This window comes from Paenibacillus sp. PL2-23 (genome assembly GCF_040834005.1).
Lineage (GTDB): Bacteria > Bacillota > Bacilli > Paenibacillales > Paenibacillaceae > Pristimantibacillus.
In genome coordinates this window covers 390,846-403,658 of record NZ_CP162129.1, presented here as the reverse complement: position 1 = coordinate 403,658, position 12,813 = coordinate 390,846, and the positions used below count along the sequence as shown (strand labels likewise).

Annotated in this window: 7 protein-coding genes; 1 reads left to right on the top strand and 6 read right to left on the bottom strand. The window is 57.6% G+C overall.

Annotation, left to right across the window (positions count from 1 at the left end; genetic code table 11):
- Positions 1-57: 57 nt before the first annotated feature.
- The 3 genes from AB1S56_RS01710 to AB1S56_RS01700 all read right to left on the bottom strand — a co-directional run bounded on the left by AB1S56_RS01710 (position 58) and on the right by AB1S56_RS01700 (position 8,894).
- The gene (locus tag AB1S56_RS01710) at positions 58-2,211 is read right to left on the bottom strand and encodes a methyl-accepting chemotaxis protein (RefSeq protein WP_340871681.1); all 2,154 of its coding nucleotides are present in this window, start codon (positions 2,209-2,211) and stop codon (positions 58-60) included.
- A 191-nt stretch (positions 2,212-2,402) separates the two neighbouring features.
- Positions 2,403-6,179 carry a glycosyl hydrolase 53 family protein gene (locus AB1S56_RS01705; RefSeq protein WP_340871683.1) on the bottom strand — a complete coding sequence of 1,259 codons (3,777 nt, stop codon included), beginning with the start codon at positions 6,177-6,179 and terminating at the stop codon, positions 2,403-2,405.
- A 432-nt stretch (positions 6,180-6,611) separates the two neighbouring features.
- Entirely contained in the window at positions 6,612-8,894 is a 2,283-nt protein-coding gene (locus tag AB1S56_RS01700; protein WP_340871734.1) for a beta-L-arabinofuranosidase domain-containing protein, read from the bottom strand.
- Positions 8,895-9,130: 236 nt separating this feature from the next.
- On the opposite strand from AB1S56_RS01700, the gene AB1S56_RS01695 reads away from it, so the two are divergent.
- On the top strand, positions 9,131-9,982 hold the full coding sequence (locus AB1S56_RS01695; protein WP_340871685.1) for an AraC family transcriptional regulator: 852 nt from the start codon (positions 9,131-9,133) through the stop codon (positions 9,980-9,982).
- A gap of 94 nt (positions 9,983-10,076) precedes the next feature.
- On the opposite strand, the gene AB1S56_RS01690 is transcribed toward AB1S56_RS01695, so the two are convergent.
- The 3 genes from AB1S56_RS01690 to AB1S56_RS01680 all read right to left on the bottom strand — a co-directional run bounded on the left by AB1S56_RS01690 (position 10,077) and on the right by AB1S56_RS01680 (position 12,773).
- Positions 10,077-11,012, bottom strand: a complete 936-nt coding sequence (locus AB1S56_RS01690; RefSeq protein ID WP_340871688.1) for an EAL domain-containing protein — start codon at positions 11,010-11,012, stop codon at positions 10,077-10,079.
- A gap of 245 nt (positions 11,013-11,257) precedes the next feature.
- Positions 11,258-12,112 (bottom strand): SDR family oxidoreductase, encoded by an 855-nt coding sequence (locus tag AB1S56_RS01685; RefSeq protein WP_340871689.1) that lies wholly within the window; start codon positions 12,110-12,112, stop codon positions 11,258-11,260.
- A 244-nt stretch (positions 12,113-12,356) separates the two neighbouring features.
- Positions 12,357-12,773 carry an Rrf2 family transcriptional regulator gene (locus AB1S56_RS01680; RefSeq protein ID WP_340871692.1) on the bottom strand — a complete coding sequence of 139 codons (417 nt, stop codon included), beginning with the start codon at positions 12,771-12,773 and terminating at the stop codon, positions 12,357-12,359.
- Positions 12,774-12,813 lie beyond the last annotated feature (40 nt).

Sequence of the window (12,813 nt, the reverse complement as noted above, 5' to 3'; positions counted from 1 at the left end):
GCCGAGAGCATGTCTAATCGCTCCCGGCTTCTGGACCCATTTATCCATACAAACATCTTATGCCATACTGCCGCCTTCGCCTCCGGCATTGTCCGCCAGCTTGAATTTCCCCAGCTCCTGCTGCAGCCTCTGGGCCAGGCTGCTTAGCGTTTCCGCGGAAGCCTGCACCTCCTGTATCGACGCCAGCTGCTCCTCCGAGGCGGCCGCCATCGTGACGGTTTCCCTCGTCGTCCTTCTGGTCTGCTCACTTGTATCGGTGAAAGCCGCTGTCACCTGCTGCGTTCCCGCGGACAGCTGTTCGGCCGCAGCCGATACTTCCTGCATTTGACTCGACATTTCGTTCATAACCGCGCGGATTGAGCCGATCGCTTCATTCGCGGCTGCAATCGTCGTCAAGCCTTGCTCCGCCTCGGCCGACGTCGATGCAACCGACTGGTTCGATTCCGCCACAAGCGTACGAATCTCATCCACAACAACTGCGATGGTCTGCACCGCCTGACGGGTCTGCTCCGCCAGCTTCGCGACCTCGCCCGCCACCACCATAAACCCTCGGCCGAATTCCCCCGCCCTGGCCGCCTCAATATTGGCGTTAAGCGACAGCAACTGCGTCTGCGCCGATATCTCCATAATGACGGAGCTGATCTCTCCAATTCGCTGCGAGCGCTCCCCCAGCGTCAAGAGCGAGGAACGGGAGACTTGAGCCGCTTGGCGGATTTTCTCCATCTGATCCACGGCTTCCCGCAGCTTGTCCGCTCCGCTGTCCGCCCCTGCCCTGGCGTTGTTCGAGAAATCGGCGACCTCCGACGCGGTTGAGGCAATACGATTGACCGCCTCTGCCATTTCCGTCAACGCATGCGTGTTGTCGTCAGAGGTCTTGAGCTGGCCCTCCGCCACTTCCGCGATTCCGCCGACGGACTGGGCGATATCCTGCATGATGACCGCAGAATCCGCCGCTACATGGGACAGCTGCCGCGAGGACTCCGCCACCTGCTCCGAAATATGCTGATTGTTCAGCAGCAGCCTGCTCAAGGCGTCCGACATCTGATTGAAGGCATCGCCAACCAGACGCAGCTCGTCCTTCGTGTTCAGTTCCACCTGCACCGTCAAGTCTCCTCCCGCCATGCGAGCGGATTGCGCCTGCAGGGTGCGAATGGCTGAAATCGTATTGTAATAGAAGCCCAGATAGAACAGCGTGACAAGCAGCAGCGCGGCAACGAACGCCGCAATCATCATATTCCGGCTTTGCGTCAGCTCCTCCATACGTTCGCCCAGCAGCCTGTTCAGCTCAGACAGAGCCGTATCGAACAAGGCGTCCGCGTCTGCAATCGTCCGGGTGCCCTCTGCAAAAAACGCCTTCGCCTCAACGCCCGACATATCACCTTCAATAAAATGCCTGTTCACGCTGTCCAAATAACCGCGCACGGACGCCACTGCAGCCTGGCCCGGCTCACCGACCCGCTCCTCCAGCGAGCCGTTGTACTGGAACGTAACGGACAGCGCCTTCTCGATCCCAGCCAAGCCGCGCTCCATCTCGCTGCGCGCCAGCATCAGGGCCATTCTGTCATTCTCCGTCCACTGATTTCCCGCCAGCAGTCCGTTAAGCTTCCCTCTGGTCTGTCCCACCAGCTCGATTAATGCTGGAATATGATGGACGCTCAGATCCATCATGTAATAGGAGTCCAGCTCGGTGTCCAGCGTCAGTCCAGACTGATCAGAGACAAAGACCATGTGATCGATGAGCGCCGCGATCAGTTCTGAGTGCCTCGCGAAGCTTTCAGCTGCGGTTAAGGAGCGCGTCTCGATTCGCAACGCCTCCCAAGCGCTCGCCATAGCCGCCCAGCGCTCGCCAGTCTGCCAAGCGCCGCCATACGCGGCATCCATCTCGGCCGCATGCCTGGCCGTCTTATCCATACGCGCCTCAAGCTCGGTCATTGCGGCTTCCCCGGCAGCGTCTCCGTTCAGATAGCCGTTAGCCAGGCCGCGGTGCTGCTGAATTTCCAGCATGAAGGGAAGCAGAGCTTCCATGTACGCCACCCCTTGACTCTCCGACCGTGCCCTGTCAATCTCTTGCTGCAGTGCAGTCACCCACAGCCACAGCAGCAGCAAGAATGGGATCAGAATGAGTACGCTTATAAGAACAAACTTGTGGCCGTACCTAAGGCGCGACATCAGGTATGCCGCCGGAGATACTATTTTCCCCCAAATATTCATGTAACCACCCTTCCGGCTTTGAACTCCATATTCATGTTAGCTTTCCTAACATTATATCGACATCCCGTCCATCTGGGTAGAGCTCAAACCTATAAAAAAAACGCACATTACCTATAAGATACAATATGCAGCAAAGGCTGACTTCTCCGGCAGCTTGATTGCCGGTGAGTCAGCCTTCTTCATATCGACGATTAGCCGTCTATCCAATTCGCCATAGCCAGCAAGCGCCGAACGATTGACGCCGTCTCTGCGCGCGTAATCTCGCTTTGCGGCTTCAGCTGGCCGTTGCTGCCCTGCGCCAGTCCTCCGGCAACCGCCGCCGCAACCGCCTCCCGCGCCCAATCGCTGATCTCGGAAGCGTCCTCGAATGGCGAGAGCATATCGTCCGCTGCTTCCACATGGAGTCCCGCGATTCCCATCGCGCGGAACAGAATCAGCATCGCTTCTTCTCGGATAATGGTGGCGGATGGACGGAACAAACCGTCCTCATAGCCCTGAATCAGACCGTATTCCGCCGCCATGGCAACCGCGCCGTTGTACCAAGCATTCGCCTCTACATCGCTGAAGGCGAGGGTCGAGCCGTTATCGCCAAGACCCAACGCGCGGACGATGATGGCCGCGAAGGCCGCCCGAGTGATGGATTGCTCAGGCTCGAAGCGCTCCGCGCTTACACCCCTCAAGATCAGCCTGGACGCCATGGCCTCCACATCGTCCTGCGCCCAATGCCCCTCCATATCCCCGAACGCCGTTTCGTTCGAGACAAGCGCATACAAGCTGTTGGTCAAGCTGTTAATGACCGCAAAATATTGGCCATCCTGAAAAGCTATGCGGGTCGGAACTTGACGTATGGCTCCGTCCGATTCTACAACAATGGCCGTCGCAACGCTGCTTGGGTCTACACCATCCGGTATCGGAATGGCGCGCTCCACATAAGCTGGGAATCTGTCGATTGAGATTACCTGATTGTTATACATCGCCGTCACCTCAAATTCGACAGGCGGCACGACGATAGAGAAGCCGCCATTGTCCGCCGCCAGCTCTGTACGGGCGATGGCGTTCTCATCGCCCTTCGCAATGCTGATCTGGAGCTGAATATCGGACGGCGCCACCTGACCGCCAAGCTCCTGGGACAAGCGATCCAACGAAAGGTAGGAGGAAGGCAGCTTGTAGTAGCCGTTCACTGTCTGGATCTCCAGAATGGATGGCTTGGCCTCCAGCCTCTTGAGCGTATCGCCGCTCAGGCCGACCGCCACCTTATCCGCCGCCGTCGTGACCGGAATGACAATGGCAGGCTTGCCAGTCGACTGCTCCAGCAGAGCGGCAAGCTTAGCCCCATCCAGTGAAGCCGTCAGCACACTGCGTCCTCCTTCGGTCGTCTGCACTACCTTGGCCAGCCCGCCCTGCGGCTTGCCGCCCACTATCACCTGCAGTCCGTCGGAGGACGAGCCTGCAGGCGGCACGGGAAGCACTGGGACCGTAGGAGGCACAGCGACATAGTCTCTGTCCTTATACAGGTAGAAATCGTCCAGCGTGCCCCAAGCGCCGCCGTCGGCTTTGATTCTGGCCCCAATGGTAAGCGTGCCGTCCGTCACGAGAATATCCGTCAGCTGCGGGTTCTGCCAGCTGACCCAGCCGTTCACGCCGGTCTCCGCCTGTCGTTCACTGCCGCCGCTCGTCTTCGCATACAGATACATCTCCGGATTCGAAGCGTCGCCGCCCTGCAGGAACATGGACAGGCTGTAGTAGCCCCGCTCAAGACCGGTGATCGTCTGCTCCACCGTGAAATCTACTCCCGTGGCGGAATAGAAGTGCAGCGTGTAGCTTCCTGTCTTCGCATCGGACACCTTGTTCTGATAGTCGGTATGAGCCGAGGCGCCGTTCAAATGCGTAATGCTCCACATCGACCGGTCGCTGTTCTCGAAGCTTGGATTGAGAACCAGGTTTTGTTTCGTAATTTGCACAACCGCCTTGACCGTTCCGCCATCCACAGTGCCGTCGATGACATAGCGGCCGACTCCGCCGCTTTGCGCTTGTTCCAGATCGCCTGTATCCCATGTAACAGCCGCCGTGCCTGTCGTACCATCGTTGTACGTCACCGCTACGGTGGCGGGAAGGGCAATGGTATCGCCTTGCGTCACGCTCAGCGAAATATCGTTGATGGCGTCCACCTTGAGCTCAGCCACGGCCCCCGTATTCACATATTCGAACACCTTGAGCGAGGGAAGCGGATGGCCTGCAAAATCGAACAACGCCTGATTGTCCACCGCGCTGCCCCCGTACCATACACCTGCATCATGAGCATCATATTCCGCCGCGTAGCTGGAAGCCCAGCCTGAGCCGAACTGCTCCCATTTCTGCTTATTCTGCTCCAGCTCATTCGCTGGTCCTACCGGCAGCCAGGCTGGCTCCCAATAGAATACGCCAAGCCCGGCGGGACCAATGTCCGCCACCGCGTCCATGACGTCACGAAGCGCGCGGGCCTGCCCTTGCACCGTAACGGGATAGTCCAATGTCTGACCGGAGCTTTTGGGCGCAGTATTGCCGTGTCCGTCGCCATCCTCCGCTGTATACGTGTAGGAGGTCTCCGCTACCATAACCTTCTTGCCGTAGGTGTCAGCCACATGCTTCAGAACGGCTGTCAGGTTGCCGAGCGTGCCGTGCCAGAACGGATAATAGGAGGTCGCGAAGACGTCATAATCTACGTTGTTGGCGAACAAGGTCTGCGCGTAGCTCGCATAACGTCCTGAGGTTTCCGGGTTGGTGAAGTGCAGCGCAACGAGGATTTCTTGTGAATACGCCTGCGCTATGTCCCTGACGGCTCGGCTGCCTTCGCTGAACAAGGCGCTCATAGAGGTCCAACCTATCTCGCCGGCTACGCCGCCATTCGTTTCATTGCCCACCTGTACCATGCCGATGTCGATACCCTTGTCCAGCATGGCATCCAGACTGTCGTAAGTGAAGGCATACAACGCTGCCTTCTTCGCATCCAGATTCATATCCTTCCAAGCCTTGGGCGACTGCTGCTTGCCGGGATCCGCCCAGAAGTCCGAATAATGGAAGTCCACCAGCAGCTTCATGCCGTTCGCCGTGGCCCGCTCGCCGATCTCCAGCGCGCTGGCCAAGTCATTGTTGCCTCCGCCGTAGCCCCTGCGCGGTGTGTGCGTATCGAATGGATCATTCCATACGCGCACGCGGACGTAGTTGACCCCAGACTCGCTGAGTGTTGCAAATATATCCTGCTCCAAGCCAGCCTCGTTATAGAACTTCACGCCGCTGTTCTCCAAAGCAAGGATGCTGGAGATATCGACACCTTTGATGAAATCGTCGGCCAGCCCCTCTACCTTCTCGACGAAGATGTCGGCTTCAACCGGCTGGCTTGTATCTGTGCTGAGCTGCTTCAAGCTCATGCTGTCCAGGAAGCCGTAAGCATTCGCGGCCGCCGTCACCGTCACGCCAAGCTCCACATTCGCCATTGGCTGCGAGACGATAAACCTCAGGCTCACCGTGCCCCAATTGTTGTAGCCGGCTGTGACAACGCCGGTATTCATGGTCTCGGTTCCCGCGAACAGCTTCACCGCTCCGCCCTCCGCGCCGCTCCCGCCCATGGAGGCAACCGTCAGCTCATAGCTCCCTGCCGGCAATGCCGCAAGGGTCTGCTTCACGGTGAACGTCTGATTCTGCGTCGCCGTGTTTTTGATCCAATACTTAAAGGCATAATCGCCTTGGTGCTTCGTGATATACGAATCGTTCGCATAAGCGAAATGCTGCAGATCGACGCTATTCCAATCTCCTGCTGTCACTGTCCAATTGCCGTCGGCCCACAGGTCCCCCTCAAACCCGCCGTCCGTTAGCAGCTCCGGCTCCGGCTGCAAGTCGTCGGCATAGCTTCTGCCTGCACCCGCCGACAACGAGCTTATCAGCAGCGTGATCGCAAGCAGCGCCGACAGCATTCTGGATTTCTTCCTCATACGGTCCCCCACCTTCCTCTATTGTCACCCGTAAGCCTGCTCCACCGAAAGAATAGAGTAAGCGTTTCCACATAGCTGCTGAGCAGCCATGCTCGGATTGCTGTACCCTCATTCTAAGTTCCGGCCGCTAGGTTGAACATGCCACGATTGCAACATTTCGGATAGTTTCATAGCCGGTTGAAGCCAGCATAGCGCGGCTCCGGGGGCCTGCGACATACGGGCCCCTGTTTTCGGCGCAATAGCGATATCTCGTGTGGCTGTTGCTCCTTCTAACCCCTCATTCGGCGCAATAACGATCTCTCGTGTGCCTATCGACCGCCGCGTGACCTCAATCCGCGCAATAGCGACACCCCGCCGCACCTATCCAGCCTTCTCCACCAAAAAAACGCAATGCCCAGCTAGCGAGCGCCAGCCTGGCATTGCGTCCATTGTTTAATTCGCCTCAATCGGCTTCATCGTTCGGAGAATGCCGTAGATCCCGTTGATTCGCTCCTCCGGGACGAAGGTAAACGTCAGCCACTCCTTGTCCTTCGTGATCGAGGCCGGAATGTCGAGCGTGACGGGGAGGAATTCCCGCTTGCATTGCGGATCGGACTTGTAGCTGGCAAGCAGCTCACCGTCCGCGTAGATGTTCAGCACGCGATCATGATGCACGGCGAAGAACAGGAATTGCAGGCTGTTCTGCTCCCCCGGGAGCACCCTCAGCTTATAGCTGAACCAGCCTCCGGGATGGGCCGCCCGGCCATTCTGTCCATCCCAAGCGCCGCCGAATGTGTTCTCGCCTTGAATCTCATGCTGCAGCTCGTATTGATCATTGCCCACCTGCACGCTGTCGATTGTCGCCTCGCGAATGAGCTCCTCCATGCGAGCCTGCCGCTTATGCCGCTCCAGCTCCTCCGAGTCCTCCGCAATGACATGCCAGTAGATGCCGTATCGTTCGGTGTGCTGCCGGTAATGCGGCGTGAAGAGCAGGCGATCGTCCTCATCCGTCTGCCGCAGTTGAAATACAAGCTCAGAGCCTTGCTTGACCAGATGCTTCTCCACGCCCCTGATCCACTCCTCGGGACTCATGCCCCGCGGAATGAGGTAATCCTTCATCCGCATCCGCTTCGTAGGCACACGAACCATAATGCCTGTCTGGGCCTGCGTCATATCCTCAGAGCCGAGCGCCGCGCTGAGCACGGCGGGACCATACTGGAAGCCAACCGCCTGCGGATTGTCGGGGAGACGCGAAGCCATCACGTTCATCGGCAGCGTCAGCTCGACGATATCTCCGTCCGCCCATGTCCGTCGAATCACCAGATAGCCATCCCGATTGTCAGCAAGCGCAGACTCCCCGTTAACCCGCACGCCCATAGCGCCAGCCGACCAATACGGCACACGCAGATGCAGGGCCAGCTCCCGGCGCTCGCCGTTCGCGACGTTCACCCGCAGCTCCACCTGCTCATTCGCCGGCAGATCGGCCGTCATTGCCAGCATGAGCCCCCGCTCGGACCAATCCAGAATCGAGCCTATATATTGGGTCACGTACAGAGCATCCCAATCATGGAAGTAGATGCTGTCATTCAGCTTCGTGAAGCTCTCCATGCCCGTACCTGTACAGCACCAGAAATGCTGGAACGGAGAGCTGTATATTTTAAAATAACCCGTAGCCATCGGCTGGAAATACATCGTCATGCCCGTCTCGGGATGCTGGGAGGACAGGATGGCGTTCATATACGTCCTCTCATAAAAATCCGCGTACCGGCGATCCCGCGTCAGCTTGAACAGCTCGCGGGTCAGCTTCAGCATATTGTAGCTGTTGCACGTCTCGCAAGTGATATCCGTTCGCTTGGCGTCCAGCAGATCCGGTTCTCCGAAGTGCTCGGACTCGCTGTTGCCGCCCGTCATGTAGCTGTGATGGTTCACGACCATCTCCCAGAAGCGCTCGGCTGTCTCCAGGTAGAAGCGCTCGCGCTCGCCCAGCGTCAGATAACGATTCAAGGCGCCGATAAATTTCGGAATGGCTGTGTTGGCATGCTTGCCCCTCAGAATATCGTGACCGGCGTGGATGGCCTCGAACAGCGGCAGCTCATCGAATTGATGGGCCGCGTCAAGATGCCTCTTATGGCCGGTTATCTGGTACAAATCGTAGAGGCAGTCGTTCATGCCGCCGTACTCCACCGCCAGCACCGTCGCCTGCAGCTCCTTGGTCCAGCGCGAGGTTCGGGAAGCGACCCAGTCTCCCAGTCGGGAGACCACGTCGAATGCCTCCTTCGACCCTGTCGCGTGGTAGATGGAGATGAGGCCCGCTATGATTTTGTGCATCGTATACCAGGGTACCCATGCCGGCTGCCTGTTCTCAACGTTGTCGATCAGCACCTCGGGATAAGCCGACAGATAGCCGCTGTCAAGCTGGCACTGCGACAGCTCAGCAACCAAATACTGAAGCCGGTCCAGCATCACCGGGTCCTTGGAGGCGGCATACGCCTGCGCACAAGCCGTCATGTAATGGCCCAGCGTATGCCCGCGTATTTCAGTGTCCTCCCAGCCGGGGTACTTTGGAGCTTTCGGCTCAAGCCCCTTGGTCTCCCGAAATCCAGCCAGCAGCCGGTCCAGCTCATAACTGTACAGATATTGAAGCTCCTTCTGGGCCGCGTTCGTATGGTAAGCTTCAGTCAGTCTGACCTGATCCAGTCCAAAATGCTGCAGCTGCTTGCGCGTCGTTTCTCCCATTCTCAAGTTACATCCGCCTCTCGCCTTGGTTTGTTCTTCCTCAGCGTACTATCAAGGGTCAAGGCTGCGTAAGTGGCGAAACGTTCGAATTGGTGTAAAAAAGTCTGTTCTCAGCATGCATGCGGCAGGCTAGAGAAGCTGGTCTTCATCGCCAGCCCTATTGCCAGCTCTCGTGCGGCTTGTTATGGTTATAGCATGGATATGGGGTGAAAAGGTTAGATGGGGGGTATCCAGCGATGACAACGTTTCTCTTGAACGTCGAAAGACCACTGCAACTGGTCATGACAGGTAAATTCACGGCTCCATCAGCGGATTGGATGCATATGAACCGGATCCTGATGGACTACGAGCTGTTCCTCCCGACCCGGGGCGTGCTGTATATCGCCGACGAGCATGAGCAGCACGCCTTGCGTGAGGGCGAATATTTGCTAATGCCTCCAAGAACCCGTCAATACGGGTATCAGCCGTCGGATTGCAGCTTTTATTGGCTACACGTTATGGAGTCGGAGCAGCCTGCAGCGCCATTCGATACGGGCGATAGCGAGGAGCCTGCCAGCATCCTGCGGATTCCAGGCAAGGGCTCGCTGAGGGGCGGGGATAAGCTCATTGTTATGATGAAGCAGCTGCAGGATGCCATTCGCAGCTATCAAGACCCGACACTGGGCCATTATATGGCGACTAGCATTCTCTGTGAGCTTCACAATCAAATGAAGCAAGACAGCCCCGGCTCCGGGCAGCGGCTGAAGCAGAAGCAGTTGTACAACGACGTTGTGGATTATATCAAGTGGCACCGGTTCGAGCGGCTGCAGGTTACGCAAATAGCGGACCACTTCGGCTATAACGCCAAATATTTGTCCCATTTGTTCAGCCAGATTGCAGGTGTGCCGCTCAAGCCATTCCTGATGCAGCAGAAGCTCGAAGCCGCCTCCTACCTGCTGACGGACACGAATCTGACCATCAACGAGATCGCGCTGCAGCTCGGCTTCCACGACAGCCAGCATTTCATGCGGACGTTCAAGGGGATGACCGGCTTGACGCCGACCGGCTATCGCAACTCCGCCGCAAACCGATTGTTATTTTATAAGTGACCAGCGTACACCGTTACATGCTGAAAAGCGACAACTTCGAGCTCTACGCGCGTTTGATGTCCGTTACGCCTTGCGCATCCGAGCTGCGCATCATTTATTGTCTTACCGCTCTCGCGATAGGTGCAGGCCTGGCGAACCAATAGCCCTGGAACAGCTCGAAGCCTTGCTCTCTCAGCCATTCGTAATCCTCCTCCGCCTCGATCCCTTCCGCAAGCGGCACCGAGCCGAGCTCAAGAGCCATGGTCAGCATCTGAGCCGCCATTTCCTGCTTGTCCGGGTCGCCCGCTACGCCCTGAACATAGGACTTGTCGAGCTTCATATAGTGAGGCGTAATATCGCGCAGCATCTGAGCGGTGCTGAAGCCTTCGCCCACATCGTCCAGCGCATATTGAAAGCCGCCCGCCTTGTAGTACTCCAGTATGGACTTGAGATGGGCGATATCCCCTACCTCCTCGCTCTCCACCACCTCGAAGACGAACTTCGAGGAATGGAAGCCGAGCTCCTGCGCCAAAGCTACTGTGGACTGCAGGCAATGCGCCGGCGAGTAGATGGAAGTAGGCACAAAATTAATAAATACCTTCTTCGGCAAATGCACGGCGCTCCGAATAGCCGCCATCCGGCACATGCGATCCAGCGCGTACACCCTGTCCCGCAGCTTGGCCGCACCGAACACCTCGAATGGGGACTGCAAGCCCCCCTCCGGCCGGACGAACCGCGCCAGCATCTCGTGAGCGAACAGCTCCCCGTTCCGGTCTATAATCGGCTGCGCCCATGGCTCAATGCGATTTTCCGTGATCAGCCGATCCACCCATTCTGCGCCCAGCATATCCGGAACTAGGCCGAATGGCTTCCATTCCGCCTGCTCGGACGTCCTGACCGCCATCCTCTCGACATCCATATGATCCCGGCAGAAATCATAGAAGTCTGCCAGGCTCTCCTCCTTGAAATAGAGCCGATCATTGTCCAGCTCCACCATCGCGTCTCTTGACCGAAGAAATCCGGCAACAGCTCCCATGACTTCTACATTCACACTTCCCTCTATCCGTACTTCATAAGTATGCGAGCCCGTCCAACATCCCTTGCAACCTGCCATTCTCAACATCATTCCTCTGCAAGATTCTAGTTGAACATGATTCGGTGTATCCGAATGACTCTAGCATAACATGTTTGCGCATGCAGCATGGGATGATTATTTGCACAAAAGAAAACAACCCCGTTCGGCTCCGCAACGGAACGAATGGGGCTGCTTCTCGTGTCAACAGCTCATACGGTCGCCTACACCAGCTGGCGCAGCGCCTCATGGATCGGCGCCAATGGACGTCCCAGCAGCTTCTCGAAGTCGCCGCTCTCCACCTCCAGGCTTCCTTCGCGGATGCCTTGCTGGATACCGACAAGAATCGGGATGACGAAGTCAGGCACGCCGGCGTTCTTCATGATGTCCGCATAAGCGTCATCGTCCACATGAACGACCGGCACCTCCCTGCCTAATACGACGCTGACTGCCGCTGCAAGCTCTTCCTGCGAGAGCAGCTTGCCAGACAGCTCATACGTAGTATGGTCATGCCCCTCCCCTGCGAGAACAACTGCCGCCGCTTCCGCATATTCCTGTCGAAGCGCCGAGCCCACCTTGCCCGTGCCGGCGGAGGTCACCCATGGAGCGCCCGCCTGCACGCCTTGAATGCTGGATAGCTCATTCTCGAAGTACCAGTTGTTGCGCAGGAAGGAATACGGAATGCCTGTTGCGCGAATGGCCACTTCCGTTGCTTGATGCGGCTTCGCCAGGAACAGCTTGCTGTCTGCCGCATTCGCCACACTTGTATACGCGATAAAGCCGACGCCCGCCCGAGCAGCCGCTTCGACCGCGTTCGTATGCTGGCGAATTCGAGTATCTGTATCTCCATCCGTGGAGATAATCAGCATCCGATCGATACCCGCGAATGCGGCATCCAGCGTTGCCGGTTCGTCGAAGTCTCCATGGCGGACGTCTACGCCCAAAGCGCGAAGCTTAGCCGCCGACTCCGGATTCCGCACGCTAACGGCCAGACTGCCCGCCGGCACACTTCTCAGCAGCGCCTCCACCACTTTAGAGCCCAGCTTGCCTGTTGCGCCTGTTACTAATAGCTTTTTCATTGTTATACCTCCAAAAAATGTTGTATTCGCACTAGTTATAACCATATTGGTTACAACTCGCGCATAAAAAAATCCCCTCGTGCAGTCTTTCCGTGATAATCGGCAGCGGCACATGTCACTAGCGTAATGGGCAGAGTCGTCCTGCAGTGGGGCAGCATCCGTTGCGCGCTGGTATTGAAATAGAAGCTCTGCGAGCAGCCGCCTCCCCGCCCCTGACGGAGCAGGTCGGCATGCGAACAGAGCTTTATTCAAACTTCACGATCAGCTCGGCAAGCGTTGTCTGCTCCAGCCTCCGCTCCATAGCCGCCTGAGCCTCGCTCACCTCGGCCTGCAGCACTTGCTCGATGCTGCGACCGATGGAGCACTGGATATTAGGCGCCTCGTGAATACGGAACAACTGGTTCTCCTCCGCCACGTTCACCGCTCGATAGATATCGAGAAGCGTAATCCGGTGCGGGTCCTTCCGCAAGGAAGCGCCGCCGACTCCGGCCCGCACATCCACCAGCCCCGCCTTTTTCAGCATGCCCATGATGCGGCGGATCACAACGGGGTTCGTATTCACGCTGCCCGCGATGAAATCCCCCGTGCAATCCTGCGGACTAACCGCAATAAGGCATAGGGTATGCACCGCAATCGAGAAACGTGTGCTGATCTGCTTCATGTGCCATCACCACCGTTGTAACCATTTTAGTTACTACAAC